The organism is Pseudorhodoplanes sp. (assembly GCF_035565855.1).
GTDB lineage: Bacteria > Pseudomonadota > Alphaproteobacteria > Rhizobiales > Xanthobacteraceae > Pseudorhodoplanes.
This window is the reverse complement of the sequence record NZ_DATMRX010000190.1, coordinates 1-21,493: the sequence shown is the minus strand read 5'-3', so window position 1 is coordinate 21,493 and position 21,493 is coordinate 1. Positions and strand designations below refer to the sequence as shown.

24 protein-coding genes are annotated in these 21,493 nt (G+C 63.8%); 12 read left to right on the top strand and 12 right to left on the bottom strand.

Annotated features, from left to right (window positions below; translation table 11 throughout):
* Positions 1 to 51 precede the first annotated feature (51 nt).
* The 4 genes from fliQ to flgB are packed head-to-tail and all read right to left on the bottom strand — an operon-like array spanning position 52 to position 1,512.
* Positions 52 to 321 (bottom strand): flagellar biosynthesis protein FliQ, encoded by a 270-nt coding sequence (gene fliQ / locus VN004_RS10625; protein WP_325609734.1) that lies wholly within the window; start codon positions 319 to 321, stop codon positions 52 to 54.
* A 47-nt stretch (positions 322 to 368) separates the two neighbouring features.
* Complete coding sequence (gene fliE, locus VN004_RS10620) at positions 369 to 680, bottom strand: flagellar hook-basal body complex protein FliE (RefSeq protein WP_325609732.1); 312 nt, start codon at positions 678 to 680, stop codon at positions 369 to 371.
* Between the two features lie 13 nt (positions 681 to 693).
* Entirely contained in the window at positions 694 to 1,104 is a 411-nt protein-coding gene (flgC, locus tag VN004_RS10615) for a flagellar basal body rod protein FlgC (protein ID WP_325609730.1), read from the bottom strand.
* Positions 1,105 to 1,113: 9 nt separating this feature from the next.
* Entirely contained in the window at positions 1,114 to 1,512 is a 399-nt protein-coding gene (flgB, locus tag VN004_RS10610; protein ID WP_325609728.1) for a flagellar basal body rod protein FlgB, read from the bottom strand.
* 300 nt (positions 1,513 to 1,812) lie between these two features.
* Between flgB and VN004_RS10605 the strand changes: the two genes are divergently transcribed.
* Positions 1,813 to 2,772, top strand: coding sequence for a flagellar biosynthetic protein FliO (locus tag VN004_RS10605; protein WP_325609726.1), 960 nt, complete (start codon positions 1,813 to 1,815; stop codon positions 2,770 to 2,772).
* 29 nt (positions 2,773 to 2,801) lie between these two features.
* A complete protein-coding gene (gene fliP, locus VN004_RS10600; protein WP_325609724.1) occupies positions 2,802 to 3,539 on the top strand; it encodes a flagellar type III secretion system pore protein FliP in 738 nt (245 codons plus the stop codon).
* A 181-nt stretch (positions 3,540 to 3,720) separates the two neighbouring features.
* Here fliP and VN004_RS10595 read toward each other — a convergent pair whose 3' ends face one another.
* From VN004_RS10595 to fliL, 5 genes are all read right to left on the bottom strand, one after another.
* Positions 3,721 to 7,290, bottom strand: coding sequence for a tetratricopeptide repeat protein (locus VN004_RS10595; protein ID WP_325609722.1), 3,570 nt, complete (start codon positions 7,288 to 7,290; stop codon positions 3,721 to 3,723).
* 181 nt (positions 7,291 to 7,471) lie between these two features.
* Positions 7,472 to 8,317, bottom strand: a complete 846-nt coding sequence (locus VN004_RS10590; RefSeq protein ID WP_325609720.1) for a flagellar protein FlbB — start codon at positions 8,315 to 8,317, stop codon at positions 7,472 to 7,474.
* Positions 8,314 to 8,775 carry a DUF6468 domain-containing protein gene (locus tag VN004_RS10585; protein WP_325609718.1) on the bottom strand — a complete coding sequence of 154 codons (462 nt, stop codon included), beginning with the start codon at positions 8,773 to 8,775 and terminating at the stop codon, positions 8,314 to 8,316. The genes VN004_RS10590 and VN004_RS10585 overlap by 4 nt, the downstream gene beginning before the upstream one ends.
* Positions 8,772 to 9,965, bottom strand: a complete 1,194-nt coding sequence (gene fliM, locus VN004_RS10580) for a flagellar motor switch protein FliM (protein ID WP_414710270.1) — start codon at positions 9,963 to 9,965, stop codon at positions 8,772 to 8,774. Before fliM ends, VN004_RS10585 begins: the two co-directional genes overlap by 4 nt.
* Positions 9,965 to 10,483, bottom strand: coding sequence for a flagellar basal body-associated protein FliL (fliL, locus tag VN004_RS10575; RefSeq protein ID WP_325609716.1), 519 nt, complete (start codon positions 10,481 to 10,483; stop codon positions 9,965 to 9,967). Before fliL ends, fliM begins: the two co-directional genes overlap by 1 nt.
* A 317-nt stretch (positions 10,484 to 10,800) precedes the next feature.
* Between fliL and flgF the strand changes: the two genes are divergently transcribed.
* The 5 genes from flgF to VN004_RS10550 all read left to right on the top strand — a co-directional run bounded on the left by flgF (position 10,801) and on the right by VN004_RS10550 (position 14,492).
* The gene (flgF, locus tag VN004_RS10570) at positions 10,801 to 11,547 is read left to right on the top strand and encodes a flagellar basal-body rod protein FlgF (RefSeq protein WP_325609714.1); all 747 of its coding nucleotides are present in this window, start codon (positions 10,801 to 10,803) and stop codon (positions 11,545 to 11,547) included.
* A 15-nt stretch (positions 11,548 to 11,562) separates the two neighbouring features.
* On the top strand, positions 11,563 to 12,351 hold the full coding sequence (flgG, locus tag VN004_RS10565) for a flagellar basal-body rod protein FlgG (RefSeq protein WP_325609712.1): 789 nt from the start codon (positions 11,563 to 11,565) through the stop codon (positions 12,349 to 12,351).
* A gap of 11 nt (positions 12,352 to 12,362) precedes the next feature.
* Positions 12,363 to 13,358 carry a flagellar basal body P-ring formation chaperone FlgA gene (gene flgA / locus VN004_RS10560; protein ID WP_325609710.1) on the top strand — a complete coding sequence of 332 codons (996 nt, stop codon included), beginning with the start codon at positions 12,363 to 12,365 and terminating at the stop codon, positions 13,356 to 13,358.
* A gap of 44 nt (positions 13,359 to 13,402) precedes the next feature.
* Complete coding sequence (gene flgH, locus VN004_RS10555) at positions 13,403 to 14,110, top strand: flagellar basal body L-ring protein FlgH (RefSeq protein WP_325609708.1); 708 nt, start codon at positions 13,403 to 13,405, stop codon at positions 14,108 to 14,110.
* 133 nt (positions 14,111 to 14,243) lie between these two features.
* Complete coding sequence (locus tag VN004_RS10550) at positions 14,244 to 14,492, top strand: hypothetical protein (protein ID WP_325609706.1); 249 nt, start codon at positions 14,244 to 14,246, stop codon at positions 14,490 to 14,492.
* 7 nt (positions 14,493 to 14,499) lie between these two features.
* Here the strand turns inward: VN004_RS10550 and VN004_RS10545 are convergent, their stop codons facing one another.
* The 3 genes from VN004_RS10545 to VN004_RS10535 all read right to left on the bottom strand — a co-directional run bounded on the left by VN004_RS10545 (position 14,500) and on the right by VN004_RS10535 (position 17,414).
* Complete coding sequence (locus VN004_RS10545; protein ID WP_325609704.1) at positions 14,500 to 16,308, bottom strand: monovalent cation:proton antiporter-2 (CPA2) family protein; 1,809 nt, start codon at positions 16,306 to 16,308, stop codon at positions 14,500 to 14,502.
* Positions 16,309 to 16,423: 115 nt separating this feature from the next.
* The gene (gene dksA, locus VN004_RS10540) at positions 16,424 to 16,837 is read right to left on the bottom strand and encodes an RNA polymerase-binding protein DksA (protein ID WP_325609702.1); all 414 of its coding nucleotides are present in this window, start codon (positions 16,835 to 16,837) and stop codon (positions 16,424 to 16,426) included.
* A gap of 166 nt (positions 16,838 to 17,003) precedes the next feature.
* On the bottom strand, positions 17,004 to 17,414 hold the full coding sequence (locus VN004_RS10535) for a flagellar assembly protein FliX (RefSeq protein WP_325609700.1): 411 nt from the start codon (positions 17,412 to 17,414) through the stop codon (positions 17,004 to 17,006).
* 209 nt (positions 17,415 to 17,623) lie between these two features.
* Here VN004_RS10535 and VN004_RS10530 point away from each other — a divergent pair, with 209 nt between their 5' ends.
* From VN004_RS10530 to VN004_RS10510, 5 genes are all read left to right on the top strand, one after another.
* Positions 17,624 to 18,739, top strand: coding sequence for a flagellar basal body P-ring protein FlgI (locus VN004_RS10530; protein WP_325609698.1), 1,116 nt, complete (start codon positions 17,624 to 17,626; stop codon positions 18,737 to 18,739).
* Complete coding sequence (flgJ, locus tag VN004_RS10525) at positions 18,739 to 19,113, top strand: flagellar assembly peptidoglycan hydrolase FlgJ (RefSeq protein WP_325609696.1); 375 nt, start codon at positions 18,739 to 18,741, stop codon at positions 19,111 to 19,113. Before VN004_RS10530 ends, flgJ begins: the two co-directional genes overlap by 1 nt.
* Before the next feature lie 2 nt (positions 19,114 to 19,115).
* Entirely contained in the window at positions 19,116 to 19,553 is a 438-nt protein-coding gene (locus tag VN004_RS10520; RefSeq protein WP_325609694.1) for a hypothetical protein, read from the top strand.
* Between the two features lie 131 nt (positions 19,554 to 19,684).
* The gene (locus VN004_RS10515) at positions 19,685 to 20,017 is read left to right on the top strand and encodes a hypothetical protein (RefSeq protein WP_325609692.1); all 333 of its coding nucleotides are present in this window, start codon (positions 19,685 to 19,687) and stop codon (positions 20,015 to 20,017) included.
* 252 nt (positions 20,018 to 20,269) lie between these two features.
* Positions 20,270 to 21,493: flagellar protein (locus VN004_RS10510; RefSeq protein ID WP_325609690.1), on the top strand; the 1,224-nt coding region annotated here is incomplete at its 3' end.

The following is a 21,493-nucleotide window of genomic DNA, read 5'->3' as shown; positions in this document are numbered from 1 at the left end:
GTTGTTTCTACCGCTGGTGCGGCGAGACGATGGGGACTTGCCCGATCGCCTTCACCCTCCGCCGTTCACGATCCGCGCCGAGATTCGCATCATATGCCCTTGCAGCGAGTCGGCCATGAAGGGAAGCGCAATCAGCATGGCGACGAAGATCGCGAGGATCTTGGGCACGAAGACGAGGGTCATTTCCTGAATCTGCGTCAGCGCCTGGAACAGCGAGATGGTGACGCCGACCGCAAGGCCGATCAGCATCAACGGGCTTGCCACCAGCACCAATGTCAGAATGGCATCGCGCGCCACATCGAGAACTTCGGGCCCTGTCATTGTTCTTCTCGTGATGCTCTTTGCGGGCGGATGGTGCGCAAGGCCGATCAGATCGGCATGCGCATGATTTCCTCGTAAGCGGCGATCACGCGATCACGGACGGCCACAAGGGTTTCGATGGCTGTTTCGGATTCGGCGACCGCGGTCACGACGTCGACCACATTGGCCTTTCCGACCGCCAAAGACTGGGCCTGGGTGTCGGATGCCTGGGCGGCCTGCGTGACCTGAGCCATCGCGTCCTTCAGAACCGCCCCGAAGTTCTGCCCGCCTGCATCCTGGACCTTGCCGGCGCCTTCCACCGGATTGGCGAGTTTCGCGAGTGCGGCATAGGCCCTGGCTGCGCCTGCTGCGGTTTGCATGATGCCGCCTCCCTCACGCTCTCAGGATATCGATGGTGCGCTGGAGCATGCGGCGCGTCGCGCCGATGACATTGATATTGGCTTCGTAGGAACGCTGCGCCTCGCGCATGTCGGTCATTTCCACGAGCGGGTTCACATTCGGATATTTGACATGACCGGTCGGGTCTGCCGCCGGGTGGCCGGGCTGGTGCTTGGTCTGGAACGCCGTCATGTCCGGATGCACGCGGCCGAGGGCGACGACGCGGGCGTCGAGCGAGCGGTCCAGCTCGCTGCGGAAGGTCGGGATCTTGCGGCGATAGGGATCGGCGCCCGGACTGTGGGACGTCGAGTCGGCATTGGCGATATTCTCAGCGAGGATCCGCATGCGGCCCGCCTGCGCGCGCAAACCGGAAGCGGCGATGGCGATCGATTTGATGAATTCCATGATGGCCTCCTAGCGCTTGCCGAGCGCGCTTTTCACGAGGCCGAGGCTCTTCGTATAGAGGCTCGCCGCCGCCTGATAATCCATCTGGTTCTGCGCGACCTTCAGCATCTCGTCTTCCAGGCTTACGGCGTTACCGCTCGGCCGCGTCTGTGAACCGCCCCGCTTGCTTTCGAAGGCCGCCGGTCCGCCGCCCAGACTGGACGCCACATGGCCCGCGCTCGTGCGCTGCAGCGCGACGCCATGGACCAAGGGGCGGTTCCGATCGAAATTCGGTGGCGTCAGGTCGTTGGGCCGGAAATTCGGCGTATCGGCATTGGCGATGTTTTCCGCGAGGAGCCGCTGGCGCTCCTGATGCCAGTGCATCTTGGTGCGGAGCATGTCGAGGATCGGCAATCCGGAAATCGGCATCGGGCTTCTTCGACCATGACAAAGACCGGCAATCTTTGCCGGGTGTATGGTTAATGTTCGGTTAAAGAAGCCACCGTCATGCTTTGGCCCCGGATGGCGGATTTACCAAATGATGAAGTCTCGCCCTGCAGCGCCCGCAGAATCGTTATAAGGACGGGCTGAAGTGGTTTAGACTTTGTTAGTATCTGGGGCGGCAAAGCGTTGCCGAAACCTTAACGAGGGACCGAAACAGCTGGTTTCGTCCATTCAGCAGGGAGGCCGGTAGGATCGATGGATAGCCTTTTCGGCGAAGGAACATCGTTGCCCGTCCGCTTTTTCATCGCATTTGTGGTGGTGTTCGCGTTGATCGGCGTCACCGCCTGGCTGATCCGCCGCTTCGGTTCCGGTGCGCTCGGCGGCACGAACACGCGGGGCCGTGCGCCGCGGCTCGCCGTCATCGAGGCCGGAGCCGTCGACGGCCGGCGAAAGCTCGTCCTGATCCGCAGAGACAATATCGAGCACCTGCTCATGATCGGGGGCCCGACCGACATCGTCGTCGAGGCCAACATCGTCCGGGGTCAGAACGCCCGCGAGACGACAGCCGCGCGAACCCCCTCGGCTGCAGACAGCCTGCCCCGCACCTCGCCAGCCGAAGAAACCGCCTGGCCATTGCAACCCGATTCGGCTCCACGCCCCGCCCGCGCAGCGCAAGACGCGACTCAATGGCCACTCCCGGCTGAGCCCGCAGCGCCGGTGGCGGCAGCTCCAGCGCCCGCCAAGCGTTCCCGCTCGGCCGACGCGCTTGCAGGCTTGGCCGCTGAGCTGTCAGTCCGCCCGGCAGAACCGGTCGTCGCCGCGCCGCCGCTCCCGACACCCGCCGCGCGGCCAGCGCCGGCCGCCGAAGCGCCGCGGCCCAAGCCCTCACCTGCTCCCGCCCCGGCCGCAGCCGCGGCCCCTGACCAGAATCTCGCGGACATGGCGTCACGCCTCGAGGCGGCCTTGCGCCGTCCCGGACCGGCACCCGCTCCGGCACCGGCGGCGACCGCACGGCCAGCGGCGCCTGCGCGAGTCGCGCCTGCGGTGGCGCCGCCGATCGCACCGCCCGCCGCTGCTCAGGATCCGGTGCAGCCGGCCATACCCGCAACCGCGCCGATCGTCACGATCGAGCCGGAGCCGGCCGCGGCTGACTCCAGGGCCGACAGCAAGCCGGACGATGTCTTCGGCAGCATCGAGCAGGAAATGGCTAATCTGCTCGGCCGTCCGTCGGGATCGTCTTCCTGACAAGACCGAACGCGGCTTGCGTCCGTCTTTTGACGGGAGCCGCGCTCCTTGTAAGTCTCGCAAGTCTCGGTCTGTGCATCCTGGCAAGTCCTGCCGGCGCGCAGGACATCAGCATCAATCTCGGCCAGGGCGCCGGCCTTACCGAACGCGTGATCCAGCTCATCGCGCTGATCACGGTGCTTTCGCTTGCACCGTCGATCCTCGTGATGATGACGTCGTTCACGCGGATCGTCGTGGTTCTGTCGCTCCTGCGCACCGCGCTCGGCACAGGCACCGCTCCGCCCAATGCGGTGATCGTGGCCCTCGCCCTCTTCCTCACCGCCTTCATCATGGGCCCGGCCTTCCAGAATGCCTATGACGTCGGCATCCGGCCGTTGCTGAATAACGAGATCACGACCGAGCAGGCCTTCGAGCGTTCGTCCGGCCCGTTCAAGACCTTCATGCTGAAGAATGTGCGCGAGAAGGACCTGTCGCTATTCCTCGACCTGTCGCGCGAACCGCGTCCCGCGACACCCGAGGAAGTCTCGCTGCGCATCCTGATCCCGGCCTTCATGATCTCGGAGCTCAAACGCGCCTTCGAGATCGGCTTCCTTTTGTTTCTGCCGTTCCTGATCATCGACCTCGTGGTCGCGTCCGTGCTGATGTCGATGGGCATGATGATGCTGCCACCAGTCGTGGTGTCCCTGCCCTTCAAGCTGATCTTCTTCGTCCTGGTCGACGGCTGGACGCTGGTCGCGGGAAGTCTCGTTCAGAGTTACGGAACATAGGCCGAGCGGGCCTCGCCTAAAAGCACATCCGGTCTTCACAGAAGCAGCCGCTCTCCTCGCCGTCATCGCCCGCGAAAGCGGGCGATCCAGTGAACATAACTGCTTCAAGAGTTACTGGATGCCCCTTTCGCGGGGCATGACAGAAATGAGCGATGCGATTCGGAGCTCAACCGAAATCGCGTCAGCGCGATTGCTCCGTCGCGGCCAGCGCGGTGGGGGCCGCGCGCCGCTGCGTCTGCTTTTGAGGCTGGGGTTGCGTCTCGCCGGCCGACAAGGTGCCGATCTCCGGATAACGCCGGCGCATGTCGCGCAGAAACGCTTCAAGCGAAGCGAAGGCAGTCACCGCGCTCGCAAGCTCCCGGAATTCGGGCCCCTTCGCGGCGTATGGATCAGTCGCGACCTCGAACGCGCGCTTGTCCGGGCTTTCGATCATCTTCGTCTGGTAGCGTTCCTTCAGGCGCCCGGTACCGATGGTGTCGCCACTGAGCGAATATCCGATCGCTGCGCGCAGGAGGTCGGCGCGTTCGCCATCGGTCAGCGGCGCAAAATCCCTCCAGCGATCGCCATACATGCGCTCGATCTGCTCGGCAGACTCGCCGAACCGTTTCGCCGACCAGAGGATATCGGCGCGCAGCCGGACCGCCTCCCGGCCCGAGACGTTTTCGGTCAGCTCGAGCGCGACATCATGGCGGCCGATATCGGACAAGGCGCGGGCCTCGAGCATCATCCGCAGCTGTCTCAGGTCGGAATTGAGTTCGGCGGCACGCGTTGAGTGCAGCACCGCCTGCGCGCGCTCGGGCTTGTGGTCCATCAGATAGATGACGGCGAGCCGCGTTGCGACCTGGGCGCGGGCCGACCCTTGCAGACGATTGTCGATCTGGTGCTGCAGCAGCTCCGCCGCCTGCGGCAGGAGATCGACTGCAACCAGACGATCGGCCAGGCGGCGGATCATCTCGTCGCCGCGCCGGCCGATCGGCGTGAGCTCGCGGAAATCATAGAACAGGCTCAATGCCTCGATGGCCGGCAACGCGTCGGCCCTGCCCGCGAGGAACAGCGTATCGAACGTCGCCGCCGCTTCATCATAAATGCGTCGGCTGATCTGCGCCTCCGGATGAGCCTTGAGGGCGGACCGCATCACATGAAAGGCGTCGCGATAGCGCTCCTCTTCGGTGTAAAGCTTCGCCAGCTTGTGCAGCGCTTCGACTTCCGTCTCGTCGCCGCGCCAGACCGTGCTGAGAACCTCGAGCTCTCCGATCAGCTCAGCGCGCTTGATATCCCCGGTGTCGTAACGCAGCGTCAGATCGCGGAACTTGCCCTGCGCAGCCGATGGCCGATCGTCGGACTCCGCGGCTTGCCGATAGCTGCGCAGCGCTTCCGGAGTATTGCCGAGGCCCTGAGCGAGCCGTCCTTGCAGGATGGACAACGAAGGCTGCATCTCCGGCGAAATACCGATGGTTTGAAATTCGCTGAAGAGATGTTGCGCGGTCTCGTAATCGCGCAGCTCGATCGCCGTCCGCAGCGCCTCTCGCAATGCGATGCGTTGCAGTTCGACCGGCAGCGTCGTCCTCAGGCCTTCGGCAGTCTTGAATCCGCGGTGCGCTTCTTCCCACTTGCCCATGCGAGCGTGCGCGAATGCGCGCCACAAGGGTGTGTCGAGCTGGTCGCCCAGCATCGGGTGGTCGATCTCCTTCAGAGCGGCCTCGGGACGGTCGAGCATCAACAGCGCGATGGCGCGCAGCATCAGGGCCGACGGGTCTTCTCGCGACGGCCGCTCCTCGGACAGCGCGACATCAAGCACAGCCTTGGCCTCGGGATACATTTCGCGCGCGAGATAGAAGCGGGCAAGTTCGAGCCGTGGCGCATTGCGCTTGGTCTCGCCGGCATCGGCGGCCGCACCGACCAGCCTGTTCTGCCGCTCGACAAGATTGGCTTGCCGGTCGAAACCCCAGGCCTGCGCGTCGAGCAGAATGGCGCGTTTGGCGCTTGACGACCGCGCTGCGGCTCCAGGCCCCGACACGGTCAGGCCGCCCGGCCGCACCACCACCAGTTTGTCGGGAGCAAGCTCGACCTGCACATCGTCTGCGAGCGGCTGGACCGCAACGCCGTGGGTGGACGCGAGCGCACGGAACTCCACAAATTCCTGGGGCTTGATGAAGCCCCGCGCCGGCCCCGGCGCCGTCACCACGAGGATGCTATCCCCCATGTCCGGGTCTGCGATGCGGTGCAATTCGTGGGCTTTTTCCAGCGGGATCGCGATGCTGGGTCGCGCCGCGGTGACGAGGCTCCGATCGATCGAGAGCGGCGCGCTCGTTTCCGCGATGTTGTCACCGATCGTGATCGTCCAAACACCGTTATCGGTCGTCGCAGACACCATGCGCGGCCGGTCCAGCATCAATCGCACGACATACCCGTCAGGCAATGCCGTCCCGAGCGCGTGCCGGATCATGCCACCGGACTCCGTGCCGAGCTGGGGCAATGTGATTGCGCCGCGCGTATCGAACACCATCCAAAGCGTACCGGCACGCCGGAAGATGGCAGCAGGCGTCGGAGCATGGAACGGAAAGCTCAGGCGGATCCGATCGCCGTCGCGCTGCATCTGCGCTGTCACGCCGGAACCGCTCTCCTGAACCGGAACGCCAAGTGCCGGAACCACCTTGGCCATCGGCTTCGTCTCGGGCGCTGCGACCGGAGGCAACGCGGACGGCTCCAATGACTCGGCAAGGGGCGCCGACGGAGGCGCCGAATGTTCGTGCGCGGTAATGGCGGCCGGCTTCTGTGGTGACGGTGCCGCTCGCAGAGGCGTCGGCACTGCCGGCTTTATGTCCTGGGCTGCGGGAGGAACAGTCTGCGGCGCTTCGATCCCTGAAAGAAGCGCGTTCTTCGGCGCAATCTCCTGGCCCAGTCTCGCCAGGTCATCGCCCTTGTTCGGCACGACGGCTTCCCTGGCATCGGAACTGCCGACGTCGAGAACAAAGTTCATGTCCTCGCGGAAGGTCCGCACGTCTGCCTTCTCGTTCAACGCGAAGCGCACCGCGATGGAGTTGGTCTGGTCGAAGCTCTCGATCGCTTTCACCGCGGCCGGCAACGTCGTCTTCAATTCACCGAAATCGAATTTCAGCCGGCTGCCGAAGGTCAACGTCACGTCATCCGTGCCGCGCGCGGTGGCAACCGGAATGACCTCGGGAAGTTCGAATACGTAGCGGGTGAAGGTCGGCTGCGTCGCGACCCGAACCCGCGCCGGGCGTTCGTTGCGCCGCGCGACTTCGTGGTGCGCGCGCATCGCCCGTTCGGCTTCGCGGGCCCGGCGCGCCAGATCCTCGATCACCTCTTTCGGCAGACCCGGGGCGAGGCCTCGCCAGGTATCCGGCAACAGGTCGATATAGAGCCGTTCTCCGGCCGCCATCGCATTGACGGTCACCTTGCGGTTGAGCGCGATCCGAAAGCCCTTGCCGTCGGGATCGCTGCGCGCGGCGCCGACATAATTCGGCGCGGCATGGGCGAGTTTCTCGATGCCGACCCTGACCGGGCGCCTGAAATGAACGACCACAATGCCGCCCGCCTGCTTCACCTCCGATTCCACCTCCTGCGACAGGTGAATCAGAATGCGCGCGAACCCTTGCGACATTTCGACGTGAACGTCGCCGCCGACGGGCTGCGCGTGCGCGCGCACGATGGAGACGCAAAACACCGCGCCGATCAGGCACAATCGCCCGATCCGCGTCCATCGGCAGATCGCATCACATCGTGTCATCTACGCTCGCCGGTGATCGGCTCAACAGAGGGTTTCAACCTAACCCTGCGGCCATTAAACGGCCGTTAACGATGACAGGTCGGCTCGACGTTCAGTCGGCAATGTCGTGCGGCAAACCGGCCCGCATGAATGAATGCGCTTCGATCAAATTGCGCATCGCAGTTCGCTCCGGCGGGACCGATCAAGAGCCGCCGGGGCGTCCTTCGATCTTCGGCAATTGCTGGAGCGGCGCAGGCTTCGGATCGCTCGGCGGACGCTGCGCCAATTCGACCGTCAGCTTCTGTGCTGATTCCGGAGTCATCTGCGCAAGGATTTCGGACATGCGGCGCGGCTGGATCAGCGCAGCAACTTCGGTTGCGAGCTTCAGATCGAGCTTGTCGAAGATTTTCGCGGCATCCTTTGGCTTCATGGTCTCGTACATCGTGACGAGATTCTTCAGCCGGTGAAGCTCCACTTCCTCCTTGTGCTGCGTCGCTTCAACGATGCGCGCTTCGGCCTGTTTCAGCTCCTTCAGCCGCTCCTCGAGCTTCCTTTCGGCCGCCTTCAGAAGCGTGTCGCGCATGTCGAGTTCGCTCTGCCGCTTCTCGAGCTCCTTGCGCCGTTCGGAGAGCCGTTCCAGCAAGGCACGTTCGGCGGGAGAAATCTGCGGCGTGTCGAGCTGCACGACGTGACCGCTCTGCGTTTTCGGCGGCACCTTCGCAAATTTCGGAGCTGTGGAGTTTTCAGGTTGCGGATTTTTCTGAGGCTCGGGCTCGGCCTTCTTGCCCACCGAGCCCGTCACCTCCGGATAGCCGAACATCTCCTGCGCCCAGGACAATTTCCGGGCCGACTCTGGTTGTGACGTGGTCTGCGCCGGCCGGGTCACGACGGCCGGCTCATGGAAGGCGCGGTCGCTCTTCGCCTGATGGCCGGCGCCGAGCGTATAGCCGCCGTCCATGACAATGCCGGCGACCTTGAGCAGGAACAGACCCGCGGCGGCAATGAGGACGATCGGGACGAGACGCACACGCTGCAACAATGACGTCATGCCGCCCGGTCCTGTACGCGTGAGCGTGCCCGTTCCGCAAAGGCCTGCGCGGCCGCGGCAACGGCCTTCGCATCGGACGCCGGAGCTTGCGCTTGCGGCGCGGCCTCGACTGGCGGTTCGCCGCCAAGCAAGCCGTTCGCATAGGCGATCTTGCGCAAGCGGACCAGCATGTCCTCACCGGCATTCAGGCTGGACGCCATCTGCTTGCAATAGGACTCGGCCTCGCGCAGACGCCCGCCCAGCGAGGCCTCGGCCTCGTTGGCGGTGATTTTCAAACCGGCGATCGCCCGCTCAGCCCGTTCGGTCGCCATGATCAGTTCGGCGACGCTGGTCTTCATCAGCTTTTCGTCAGCCTTCAGCTTCTCGATCTGCTTATTGAGCCGCGCACAATAGAGAATGGTCAGCAGCAGAAGGATCGACACCAGCGCTTCGATGGTCAGTCCAAATCCGTAGCTCACGGGGCCTCCACGCGGTTCTTGGCATCGTCGGCATTCTCGAACATGGCGTAGGTCATCTTCGGCTTGCGCAGCGGCTTGGCCACGCGCACCGACACCCGGTCGCCGACCCGGCCCATGCGGCCTTCGGTGAGGGAGACATCGCCGCAACGCAGCGTGATCATCGCGTCGGGGCGGATTTCGAGCGGCAGCGTGTCGCCGACCTGCAGCGCCATCATCTGGCGAAGCGGCAAGCGCGCTTCGTACAATACGGCGTCGACGCTGACTTCGGCCTGGCCGATCTCGGTCGCCAGATGCTCTTCCCAGATCTGGTCACGGCCGAACTTCTCGCCCATGAACATCTGCAGCAGCACGCCGCGGATCGGTTCGATCGTCGCGTAGGGCAACAGCAATTCGGCGGTGCCGCCGCGGTCCTCCATGTCGATCCGCAAGCGCACGAGGATTGCCGCATTGGCGGGGCGTGTGATCGCGGCAAAGCGCGGATTGCTCTCGATGCGGTCGATGTTGAAGCGCACCGGCGACAGCGGCTTGAAGGCCTGCTCGGCATCGGCGAGGATCACCTCGATCATCCGCTTGACGAGGCTGGTCTCGATCGTGGTGTAGGGCCGCCCTTCGACGCGCACGGCCGCCGATCCGCGCCGTCCGCCGAGCAGCACGTCGATCATCGAATAGATCAGGCTGGAATTGACGGTGAACAGCCCGAAGTTGTCCCACTCCTCCGCCTTGAACACCGCAAGGATCGCCGGCAGCGGAATCGAATTGATGTAGTCACCGAAGCGCACCGAGGTAATGCGATCGAGCGAGACCTCGACATTGTCCGAGGTGAAATTGCGCAGCGATGTCGTAAGCAGCCGCACCAGGCGGTCGAACACGATCTCGAGCATCGGCAGACGCTCGTAGGACACCATCGCCGAGTCGATGATGGCGCGAATGCCGGAATTGTCGTTGAAGTTGACGTCCGCAAGGCTGAAGCCGAGCAGGCTGTCGATTTCTTCCTGATTGAGAACGCGCTCGGCCGAGCCCTTCTGGCTCAGCTTGTTCTCGTCGACCATCGCGGCCCATTGGTCGCTTAACCCGGACGTGGGCGCGGGCGCGCCAGAAGGCGCCGCCCCCCCTACAGTTTGGACATCGCCAGTGGGGGGAACATCCAGGCCCCAATCGGGCGCCACCGTCTTTCCATCGGTCGGGGGCATCACTGGACCACGATTTCCTTGAAGAGCACCGCGTTCACGCGGCTCGGCGCGATTGCATAATTGACCCGCCGGGTGAGCTCTTCCTTCAGGCGATAGAGGCCCGCGGAGCCGTCGAGATCGGTTGGCCGCAATTCCCGCAGATAGGTCTGAAATGAATCCATCACCCGCGGCATCACCGGCTGCACCTGCTGGACCATCGCCGAGTCCGGCAGCTCCAGCACGATCTTCACTTTGAGATATTGCGGCCGTTCGCCTCCGGCATTCGCAAGATTGACGAGCGTATCCGGCAGGTCGAGGAAGGCCGGCGGCTTGGCGACGGGCGCCGCGACCGCGGCCGCTTGCGGCTTGTTCTTGAGCATGAAGACGGCGCCGGTGCCACCGGCAAGCACCACCACAGCCGCGACGGCGATGATGATCGCATTACGCGGAAATCGTGTCTTTGCGGCCGCCTTTACCGAGGGACCGGCACTCTGCTCGCCATCTGTGTCCCCAGCCGCGTTCTTGTTCTTGTTCGCCATACGCTTGCCTCTGGTCCGGTGCGGGCCTGTCACGGAGCCTCGCAACCTGCAGGCGAACGTACGGCCATGATGGTTAACGAAAACTTTCCAAGCCGGTCTGCGAGGGAAAATTTTGCCGGGTTGACCCTGCCGGAATTGCCATGAGGCAACATAAGATCGCCGGCAAGATCGGTTCAAGATATTGATATTGCACGATTTTCCAGATTGGCACGGTCGCTGCAAAGCAGATGGGGCGCCGCCATCTTGGGAGAGATGCGGCGGTCTTACCGGCAGAGGCCTTGGGAGGGCGGACGCCGGCAGAAACTGGGGAGATCGGAATGGGGCATGCTCTTCTGATCGGGTTGTCGCGGCAGATGTCGCTGCGGCGCGAACTCGATGTGGTGTCGAACAACATCGCCAACATCAACACGACCGGCTTCAAGTCCGGAACGATGGTGTTCGAGGAATTCATGATGCCTCGTGCGCGGCACGACGATTTCGCGCGCGCCGACCGCAAGATCTCATTCGTCCAGGACCGCTCGACCTGGCATGACCTTGGCCAGGGTCCGATACGGCCGACGGGCAATCCGCTCGACGTCGCCCTCGACGGCGACGCGTTCCTCGTGGTGCAGACACCGCGCGGCGAGCGCTACACGCGCAACGGCGCATTCCAGATCAATACGGCCGGTCAGCTCATCACCAATGAAGGCGACACCGTCCTCGGCGAGAATGGGCCGATCCGGTTCCAGCTCGAGGACAAGGACGTCACGATCAGCCGCGACGGCACCATCTCGGTGCCCGAAGGCATTCGCGGAAAGCTGCGGCTGGTCACCTTCGAGAACAATCATCGTTTGCAGAAGGACGGCTCTTCCACCTTCAAGGCGCCCGACGGGATGCCGCCGACGCCGGCGCGATATCCGCACGTCATTCAAGGTTCGATCGAGCAATCCAACGTCAAAGCCGTCGTCGAAATGACGCGCATGATCGAAGTGACACGGGCCTATAGCCAAGTCGCTTCACTGCTGCAGCAGCACGGCGATATGCGCAAGAATTCGATCGAACGCCTTGCTGAAGTCCCGGCGTAACAACGAGGAACGGTCATGCGAGCTCTCCACACCGCAGCGACTGGCATGATGGCCCAGGAACTCAACGTCCAGGTCATCTCCAACAACATCGCGAATATGCGCACGACCGGCTACAAGCGGCAGCGCGCGGAATTTCAGGACCTGCTCTACGAGCATGTCCGGCGCGTCGGCACGCAGACTTCCGATCAGGGCAATCAGTTGCCCACCGGTATCGAGCTTGGATCTGGCGTCAAGACCGTCGGCACGCCGCGTCTGATGACGCAAGGCGCCATCGCCACCACCGGCAAGGAAACCGATGTCGCAATCCGCGGCGATGGTTTCTTTCCGATCACCTTGACCGACGGCCGCACCGCCTACACCCGCGACGGGTCCTTTGCGATCGACGCGACAGGCCGCCTCGTCACCGCGCAGGGCAACCTCATTCAGCCCGCCATCACGATCCCGCAAAACGCGACAGGGCTGACGATCAACGCTCAGGGTCAGGTCCTCGTCACCCCCGCCGGCTCGACCGTTCCGACCCAGGTCGGGCAAATCCAGCTCGCGATCTTCGTCAACAAGTCCGGCCTGCAGGGCATCGGCGACAACCTCTTCCTGGAGACGCCGTCGTCGGGCACACCGCAACTCGGCATGCCGAGCACGTTGAGCTACGGCAGCCTTCTTCAGAACTCGCTCGAACAGGCCAATGTCGAAGCGGTCAGTGAAATCTCCGACCTGATCGCCGCGCAGCGCGCCTATGAAATGAACGCCAAGGTCGTATCGGCAGCCGATCAGATGCTGCAATCGACCACCGGCATGATGCGATAGGAGCCGGCCCGATGACGCGCGTTTTCGCCGCCCTGCTCTTTTCCATCTGCGCCGCCTCCGCGCACGCCCAGGCGCCGGCCCTGAAATCCACGGTGCTCGTGTCCAGCGACATCGTCCGGATCGCCGACATCGTTGCGAATGCCGATGCCGACAAGGCCGACATCGCCATCTTCCGCGCGCCCGATCTCGGCCAGACCGGTACGGTGCGTGTCGCAGCCGTGATCGAAGCGCTGCGTCCGCATGATGTCGAGATCGAGACCCGCGGCTTGTCCGAGATCTCGGTCACGCGCGCGAGCCGCATGATCGGCGCGAGCGAGATCAAGCGGCGAATCGCGGAGATTGCCGCCGAGCGCCTGCGCATTGCCGATCTCGACAATATCGCGGTGACGCTTGATGCGCCGGTCCCCATGCTGCATCTCGATCCGGCGGAGAGCGGGCCGCTGATGCCGCAGCGGATGACGTTCGAGCACCGCACCGGCCGCTTCGACATATCGTTCAGCTTCGCCGATTCACAGCTCCGGGTCACCGGCAAGGCGCAGGAAACGCAGGATGCGGTCATTCTGACCCGTACGATGGCGCGCGGTGACGTGCTGCGCGATTCCGATCTCGCCATCGAGAAACGGCCAAAGACCGAATTGCAGGGCGACGTTGTCGGCGACATCGGTTCCGCCGTCGGCATGGCATTGCAGGTACCGCTGCGGGCGGGGCACGCCATCCGCACCACCGATCTCACGCGACCGCAACTCGTGAAGCGCGGCGAACCGGTCATGCTGGTTTACGAAGTCCCCGGCATCAGTCTCACCGCCCGCGGCAAGGCCGAGGAGGTCGGCTCGCTCGGCGATACCATCAACGTTCTGAACGTCCAGTCGAAGCGGATCATCCAGGGCGTGGTGAGCGGTCCCGCTCAGGTCACCGTCACCTCCCTGACACCGCGCATCACCTCGGCGGCAGAAGCCCGGTCCGCCCAACAAATCGCCGCCGCCCGTACTCAGACCAAGGCAGAGTAGCCATGTGCGTTGTTCGTTTGCCATTCCGCCCGATCGGCTTTGCAATGGCTGCCCTGTTGCTCGGTGGTTGCTCCTCCATCGACCGGTTGAAGACCATCGGCGAAGCGCCGCCGCTGTCGCCGATCGAAAACCCGACAACGACGCCGGGATACAAGCCGGTCCAGATGCCGATGCCGATGCCGCAGCCGGCCTCCTACAATCCGAACTCGCTGTGGCGGAACGGATCGCGCGCCTTCTTCAAGGACCAGCGCGCGCACCAGGTCGGCGACATCCTGACCGTCAAGGTCAAGATCGACGACAAGGCCTCGGTGGAGAACGAAACCCAGCGCCGCCGCAAGGCCGGCGAGGAAGCCGGCGTGAAGGATTTCCTCGGCAAGTCCGCCCTGCCGGGCCTGATCAAGGCAAAAGTTCCGAGCACGCTGATCGCCGCGGATTCCGTGACATCGACGGAAGGCAAAGGCACCACGGATCGCAAGGACGAGGTGATGACCAACATCGCCGGCGTGGTCACGCAGGTCCTGCCGAACGGCAATCTGGTGATCGAGGGACGCCAGGAAGTCCGCGTCAATTTCGAGGTGCGCGAGCTGGTCGTCGCCGGCGTTGTGCGGCCCGAAGACATCGAAAGCGACAACACGATCGAATCCACCAAGATCGCCCAGGCCCGCATCGCCTATGGCGGTCGCGGCCAGCTCACCGACATGCAGCAGCCGCGCTACGGCCAGCAGGTCATGGACATCCTGTTGCCCTTCTAGCACAGCGCTACGAGCTCCCACGTCGTCCGGCAGCACCCGGACGATGACTTGACGCGGCCTCCGGCAAGCTCCCCTGCCGGAGGCCGCTCGCTTTAGTCCCGATCGCTGCTAACATCGGACAGGGGGAAGACACATGCACATTCTGATGTTTGTGGTAATCGGCGTGGCGTTGCTCGCCGTGATGCATTACGGACCGCGCTTAGCCGGACTGGAATTCACCGGCACGCTCGCCTTCATCTGGGTCTGGCTGGTCATATCGGTGCTGAACGGACTCTATGGCCATTTCCGCGCCGGCATTCCGGTGCTGAACGAGATCGGCGCCTTCATCCCGATCTTCGGAATCCCGGCGGTCCTCGCCTTCATTCTGATGCGCCAGGACTAGACTGGCGTCAGACTTCGTCCGCCGGCGGCTGTTCGCCCAACACCCGCCCCGGCCGTTTCGGCTTGGTGTATGGTGTCGGCTTCGGCATGTTGCTCGGCATCAGGTCGCGACCCGCGCCAATGCCGCCGGCGACCTCGAGCGCAAAGCGCTCCGCATCGCGACGACGCAATTCTTCGATGATCTCGGCCGCCTCCGCGTCCGGAACCCCCAATTCGCGCAGCGCCGACTCGCCGAACTTCATCGCCGACTCGAAGGTCTCGCGAACCTGGGTCTCGACGCCCTTGTGTACCAGCTCGAGCGCGTGCTCGCGATCGTAGGAGCGCACCATCAGCTTCGCCTGGGGGAATTGCTCCATCACCATCTCGGCGATGCGCGTCGCGGTATAGCGGCTGTCGACACAGACCGCGATCAATCGTGCCTTGCGTGCGCCGGACGCTTCGAGGAGATCGAGCCGCGAGCCATCGCCATAATAGATCTGGAATCCGAAATCGGCGGCGCTGCGGATCATGTCCGGATCGTTGTCGATGATCGTCACGTCGTAGCCGCGTGCAAGCAACGATTGGCTCGCTACCTGGCCGAACCGGCCAAACCCGATGACAAGCACGCTTGCGGTGAGATCGCGGGGTTCTTCCAGCCCGTCGGTCGATTGCTCGCGCGCCGGGAGCAGCCATCGCAGTCCGATGACCGCGACCGGTGTCAGCGCCATCGACAGGATGACCACCGTGGTCATGATCGCATTGACGCGGCCCGTGAATAAACCGGCCGCAGCAGCAGCCGAATACAGTACGAAGGCAAATTCCCCGCCTTGCGAGAACAGAGCCGCGCGGTAGATCGCCTCGTGATGGGGTGCGCGGAAGGCGCGTGCGACCACGTAGATGCCGATCGACTTGACGATCATGTAGGCCAGGACTCCGGCGATCAGAAAGCGCCAGTCGGTCACCACCACCGAGACATCGAGCGCCATGCCGACGCCGAGGAAGAACAGGCCGAGCAGGATGCCCCGAAACGGCTCGATGTCGGCTTCGAGCTGATGGCGGAACGAGGATTCCGACAGCATCACGCCGGCGACGAATGCGCCCATCGCCATCGACAATCCGACGACCTGCATGGCGAGCGCCGAGCCCAGCACGACGAGAAGCGCGGCCGCCGTCATCACCTCGCGGGCGCGTGCCGCCGCAAGCAATCGGAAAAACGGATTGAGCAGCCAGCGTCCTGCCGCAAGCAGCGCGACGACCGCGGCGAACGCGATCAGCACCGCCTGCCATGCCGGCTCGCCGCTCGGCTCACGCAACGGCGCCAGCAGCGCGACCAGCGCCAGCAGCGGTACGATCGCGAGATCCTCCAGAAGCAGGATCGAGATCATGCGCTGACCTTCAGGCGTGCCGGTATCGCCGCGTTCGGTGAGCACCTGCGCCACCACCGCGGTCGAGGTCAGCACAAACCCCATGGCCGCGAAGAACGCCACAATCGGCGACAGGCCGAAGAACATGCCGACGCCGGTCAGCAGAAATCCGCAGGTCACGACCTGCGCGACGCCGAGGCCGAAGATCTCGCGCCGCAATCCCCACAGCCGTGACGGCTGCATCTCCAGCCCGATCACGAACAGGAACATCACCACGCCGAGTTCGGCAACCTGGATGATCGCTTGCGGATTGGTGAAGAGCTTGAGCCCGAACGGACCGATGAGGACGCCGGCGGCCAGATAGCCGAGCACCGATCCAAGTCCCAGGCGGATGAAGACCGGCGCGGCGACAACACCCGCACCGAGCAGCGTAACCACATGGATCAGATCGGAATTGGCCTCAGCTGCTGCCATGCCCCTGCCTTGCGTTCGCTGCGACGTGGCCGCAAGCGGCAGGCATTGTCAATGTCTCGAAGCCGAGAGACCGATCCGGCTTCGCAGTCGAAGCGCCTGCGAGGCAGGCGCCCAATCAATCGTCGCGATAGACCCGCTCGCGCCGCTCGTGACGTTCCTGAGCCTCGATCGACAGCGTGGCGATGGGCCTTGCCTCGAGCCGGCGCAACGAAATCGGTTCGCCGGTCTCCTCGCAATAGCCGTATGTCCCGTCATCGATCCGCGCGAGCGCTGCATCGATCTTGGCGATCAGCTTGCGCTGGCGGTCGCGCGCCCGCAATTCGATTGCCCGATCGGTTTCAGAGGAGGCGCGGTCGGCGAGATCCGGGTGGTTCTGGTTCTCGTCCTGCAGGTGCTGCAGGGTTTCCCGCGCTTCTTTAAGAATATCTTCTTTCCAGGCTAGAAGCTTGGCGCGGAAATACTCGCGCTGCTTCTCATTCATAAACGGCTCTTTTTCAGACGGCCGATAATCCTTCAACTTGGCCGACATTCCTGATCACTCCCGCAACGCGCGAGTCACCCCCTCACGCGGGGCCGAGCTTATAGCGGGGCGCCAGTGGCCGGACAACAGCGATTTATCCTCAGACATTACGAGAATGTCATAATATGTCCTTGGAAATACTTGGATTTGTCGGCCGCGCCGTGACTGGGAAAGCTCACCGTCTGGCTAATTTGGCGATCTCTACCTGAACGCGCAGGTCGATTTCGGCCAAAACGCCGTCCAGACCCGGATCGCCGGTCGCCGTGCCGAGGTCGGCCGCGGCCGCGCTTAGCCGGTCAAGCGCCGCCCGGTCGAGCGATCCGGACACGAGGCCGAGCTTCAGGGCATCCAGTGCGTCGAGAGCCGCCCTGCCCCGGCGCACGCCTCGGCGCCGCCGTTCAGTCCGGTCGTCCACCCCCTGAAGGGCGACCAGCACATCCACTCCTCCGATCGCCTGCAGCTGTCCGGGCGCATTGCGCATCGCAGCGCCGGACGCATCGGTGAGCGAAAACCCGCCGCCGCCAGGGCGCCGCACGCCCGGATTGTCCCGAACCGCCGTGTTGATCGAACTTGCCTGAACGCGCATGGCCGCAGTTTCGGGGCCTCATGGTTAACCAAGCGTAAAGATGGCGGCAAAAGCTGCCGGGCGGCGGCAGCCAATGCCGGTCCTACAGCCCATGGCCGTCGCCTAGCCGCCGAAAATTCTTTCGCTAAAACAATAGCTTGATGGCTTCTCCGCTGCTGGCATGCCGCTCGCATAATCCCTGCCGAGGTCCGAACCTCATGGGGAGCATGATGTCGAGGACGGTTGCAGTCGCGCGGGTGGTATTTGCGGCTTTGGCGCTGATCGCTGGTGTGGGAACGGCCGATGCCGCCTCCCGCATCAAGGATCTCGCCAATATCGAAGGCGTGCGCCAGAATCAGCTGATCGGCTACGGCCTTGTGGTGGGCCTCAACGGCACCGGCGACACTCTCAACAACATCCCGTTCACACGCCAGTCGCTGCAGGCGATGCTGGAGCGCCTCGGCGTCAATATCCGCGGCCAGCAATTGCGCACCGGCAATGTCGCGGCAGTGATGGTCACTGCGAATCTGCCGGCCTTCGGCACGCAGGGCACGCGGATCGACGTCACCGTCTCGGCGCTCGGCGATTCGAAAAGCCTTCAAGGCGGAACGCTGCTCGTCACGCCATTGCTCGGCGCGGACGGCAATGTCTACGCCGTGGCGCAAGGCTCGCTGGCCATCGCCGGTTTCCAGGCCGAGGGCGAAGCCGCCAAGATCGTGCGCGGCGTCCCGACCGTGGGCCGCATCGCCAACGGCGCAATCATCGAACGCGAGATCGATTTCCAGCTCAACCGCATGGACAAGGTGCGGCTGGCCCTGCGCAACGCCGATTTCACCACGGCAAAACGCATCGCCGCCGCGATCAACGACTTCATGGGCTCGGCTACTGCAGAACCGCTCGATCAGTCCACGGTGCAGCTCACGCTGCCCGGCAAGAGCGACACCAACATGGTGGCGCTACTGACCGAGATCGAGCAGTTGCGGATCGAACCCGACCTTGCCGCACGGATCGTGATCGACGAGCGCTCCGGCGTCATCGTCATGGGTCGCGACGTGCGCGTCTCCACCGTCGCTGTCGCGCAAGGCAACCTGACCGTGACGATTTCCGAAGCGCCGCAAGTCAGCCAGCCCGCGCCATTCTCCCAAGGGGAAACCGTCGTCGTTCCGCGTACGCAGGTCGGCGTGCAGGAGGACGGCCGCAAGCTCGCGATCGTCCGGGAGGGCGTCTCGCTTCAACAGCTCGTCGACGGACTGAACGCGCTTGGTCTCTCCCCGCGTGACCTGATCGCCATCCTGCAGGCGATCAAGGCCGCGGGCGCGATCCAGGCCGATATCGAGGTGATGTGATGGCCGCGTCTCCTTTCAACCTGAGCGCAGCGTCGAGTGTGAAATCGGCCTATGCCGCCTTCGCGGCGCAGAAAGACGTTGCGCCGGCAAAGTTGCCGAACGCGACCCACGAGAAAGCGCGTCAGGCGGCGGAAGATTTCGAGGCCGTTTTCCTCAATACGATGTTCGCGCAAATGTTCACCGCCATGGATGGCGAAGGCCCGTTCGGCGGCAGCAAGGCGATCGGCGTGTGGCGCTCACTGCTCACCGACGAATACGCCAAGTCCTTTGCCAGGAAAGGCGGCATCGGCGTCGCGCCCGAGGTCTATCGGACATTGATGGCCCAGCAAGAGGCGCGCAGCGATGACATGAGCGCCGCGATGGAGAGCAGATGAACATGGCCACACCGGCAACCGAAGCCATCACCAACCTTTCCACGATGATCGATGACATCACCCGTATTCTCGATCAGGAAACCGCGCTGGTGCGCGCCGGACGCCTCGCGGAAGCGACGACTCTGCAGGCGGCCAAGACCGAGCTTGCCAATCGCTTCTATGACGGCACGCGGCAATTGAAGGCACAGCTACAGAATGGGGCAATCGGTCAGTCTCCGGCCCTCGACGCGTTGAAACGCAAGCATGAAGACTTCCATCGCCTGATGCAGGTCAATCTCACCGTGCTGGCCACCGCTCATGCGGTGTCGGAAGGAATCATCCGCGGCGTATCCGAGGAACTGACCCGCAAGGCCGCGCCTTCGACCTATGGCGCGACCGGACGTGCGAATGCGCCAGGCGCAAGCGCCGCACAGCCGCTTGCTGTCAGCCGCGTGCTCTGACGCGCACGGCAATCGAATCGTTAAGTGTCCGCGTGCAGGTTTACCTTATTTCCTAACAGCAGGTTAAAGTCGGCAAAGTAGCGTCCTGTCATCCCGATTGGCACATCGCGCAATGAGCGCCGGGAGTGGCCATGGACTCGAGCTTCACTGTGAAATCGCGCGACGGCATCCACAGGACCGTCATCGGCCGCAGCAATAGCGTGCGCACGGAGCTCTCGCCTTCGCACAGCGTGAATGCCGCCCAGCAATCCGCGCATTCGCACCGCGCATCTGACATGATGGCCCGCGATCCGTCGATGGACCCGCAATGCCACACCGTGCTCGACCGTGACCGGGAAGAACGCGAACGCCGCCGGCGCGCGCGCAAGGACGAGGCGCTGCTGCGGCAGAAGGCTTACGGGCGCAGCGTCGTCGCCGATACATTGCATCCGGACCCGTCGTCCCATGCCGACATCGAAGTCTAGCGGACGTCGGGGCGCTCATTATGCACGCATCGGTCTGCACCCATCTGTGTGACCCAGCATCAATTGTTAACGAATTGCGGAGGCAGGCGTTACCAAAACATGAAGGAAAGGTCCGAAAACCGGCCGCTGTCTTTCACGCTCGCTCAACTTGTTAACCATGGTTTTTTACGCGGTCTTGAATGGAGCCATGCCATCACCGCGTGCGATCCGGATGGATCGGACAAACAGCACGACCAGAAAGGTTGAAGCACGATGGCCTCCAACATCACCCTGTCGGCATCAGTCCGTCAGAACCTCCTCTCACTGCAGTCGACCGCTCAGCTGATGAGCATGACGCAGAACCGCCTTGCCACCGGCAAGAAGGTGAATTCGGCTCTGGACAATCCGGGCAACTTCTTCACCTCGCAGGCGCTCAACAACCGCGCCAGCGATCTGAACTCGCTGCTCGACTCGATCGGTCAGGCCCAGCAGACGCTGAAGGCTGCCGACACCGGCATCACCTCGCTGACCAAGCTGGTCGAATCCGCCAAGTCGATCGCCAAGCAGGCCCAGCAGGCCGCCGCTCCGTCCGCGACCTACGCGCTTGCGATCACGGGTAACGCCGCCATCGCCGACGACGAGCAGGTGGCGACTGGCACCGTCGGCTCCCTGACCGGTGCGACCACGCTGCAGTCTCTCGGCATTGCCAACGGCGAAACCATCACGATCTCCGACGGCACCAACACCGTGACGCACACGGTCGCCAACGCCTCCTCCGAAGACGTGGACGACGTCATCTCCTCGCTGAACGGCGGCGCCGCGACCTGGACGGTGGCGATCAACGCAAGTGGTCAGCTGGAAGTGACGGGCACCAACCCTGCAAACACCCTCACCATCTCCGGCAACGCGGCGGACAACGCGTTCGGCACCACCACGGCGTCCAGCTTGACCAACTCAACCATCGGCGCGCTGACCGGCTCGTTGACGGTACAGGTCGGGTCCAACACGGCCCAGACCATCACCTTCGGCTCGGGCAACGTCGAAACCCGCGCCGACCTCGTCGCGGCCCTGGGCTCGCTCACTGGCGTCACCGCCACCATCAACGGTTCGGACCAGATCTCGATCACCTCGACTGGCTCGGAATCGGTCACGATCGGTGGTACCGCTGCGGCTTCCCTCTTCGCCTCGGGCAATATCGGCTCCAACACACCGACCGCGTCGGTGACCACGCCGAGCACAACCCGTTCCAACCTGCAGTCGCAGTACAACGAACTGCTCACGCAGATCGACGCGCTGGCGGCCGACGCCTCCTACAATGGCATCAACCTCCTGAACGGCGACGATCTGAAGGTTGTGTTCAACGAGGACGGATCGAGCTACCAGAACATCAGCGGCGTGACCTTCACCTCGGCTGGTCTTGGCCTCTCCGCCCTGTCCGGTTCGGAGTTCCAGACCAACTCCGATATCGACACGGTGATCGGCAACCTCGACGCCGCT

Excerpts from the sequence above, each read along its gene's own strand:
- fliQ (WP_325609734.1), bottom strand. The coding sequence starts at position 321 with ATGACAGGGCCCGAAGTTCTCGATGTGGCGCGCGATGCCATTCTGACA.
- fliE (WP_325609732.1), bottom strand. The coding sequence starts at position 680 with ATGCAAACCGCAGCAGGCGCAGCCAGGGCCTATGCCGCACTCGCGAAA.
- flgC (WP_325609730.1), bottom strand. The coding sequence starts at position 1,104 with ATGGAATTCATCAAATCGATCGCCATCGCCGCTTCCGGTTTGCGCGCG.
- flgB (WP_325609728.1), bottom strand. The coding sequence starts at position 1,512 with ATGCCGATTTCCGGATTGCCGATCCTCGACATGCTCCGCACCAAGATG.
- VN004_RS10595 (WP_325609722.1), bottom strand. The coding sequence starts at position 7,290 with ATGACACGATGTGATGCGATCTGCCGATGGACGCGGATCGGGCGATTG.
- VN004_RS10590 (WP_325609720.1), bottom strand. The coding sequence starts at position 8,317 with ATGACGTCATTGTTGCAGCGTGTGCGTCTCGTCCCGATCGTCCTCATT.
- fliM (WP_414710270.1), bottom strand. The coding sequence starts at position 9,965 with ATGCCCCCGACCGATGGAAAGACGGTGGCGCCCGATTGGGGCCTGGAT.
- fliL (WP_325609716.1), bottom strand. The coding sequence starts at position 10,483 with ATGGCGAACAAGAACAAGAACGCGGCTGGGGACACAGATGGCGAGCAG.
- flgF (WP_325609714.1), top strand. The coding sequence starts at position 10,801 with ATGGGGCATGCTCTTCTGATCGGGTTGTCGCGGCAGATGTCGCTGCGG.
- flgG (WP_325609712.1), top strand. The coding sequence starts at position 11,563 with ATGCGAGCTCTCCACACCGCAGCGACTGGCATGATGGCCCAGGAACTC.
- flgA (WP_325609710.1), top strand. The coding sequence starts at position 12,363 with ATGACGCGCGTTTTCGCCGCCCTGCTCTTTTCCATCTGCGCCGCCTCC.
- flgH (WP_325609708.1), top strand. The coding sequence starts at position 13,403 with ATGGCTGCCCTGTTGCTCGGTGGTTGCTCCTCCATCGACCGGTTGAAG.
- VN004_RS10550 (WP_325609706.1), top strand. The coding sequence starts at position 14,244 with ATGCACATTCTGATGTTTGTGGTAATCGGCGTGGCGTTGCTCGCCGTG.
- VN004_RS10545 (WP_325609704.1), bottom strand. The coding sequence starts at position 16,308 with ATGGCAGCAGCTGAGGCCAATTCCGATCTGATCCATGTGGTTACGCTG.
- dksA (WP_325609702.1), bottom strand. The coding sequence starts at position 16,837 with ATGTCGGCCAAGTTGAAGGATTATCGGCCGTCTGAAAAAGAGCCGTTT.
- VN004_RS10535 (WP_325609700.1), bottom strand. The coding sequence starts at position 17,414 with ATGCGCGTTCAGGCAAGTTCGATCAACACGGCGGTTCGGGACAATCCG.
- VN004_RS10530 (WP_325609698.1), top strand. The coding sequence starts at position 17,624 with ATGTCGAGGACGGTTGCAGTCGCGCGGGTGGTATTTGCGGCTTTGGCG.
- flgJ (WP_325609696.1), top strand. The coding sequence starts at position 18,739 with ATGGCCGCGTCTCCTTTCAACCTGAGCGCAGCGTCGAGTGTGAAATCG.
- VN004_RS10520 (WP_325609694.1), top strand. The coding sequence starts at position 19,116 with ATGGCCACACCGGCAACCGAAGCCATCACCAACCTTTCCACGATGATC.
- VN004_RS10515 (WP_325609692.1), top strand. The coding sequence starts at position 19,685 with ATGGACTCGAGCTTCACTGTGAAATCGCGCGACGGCATCCACAGGACC.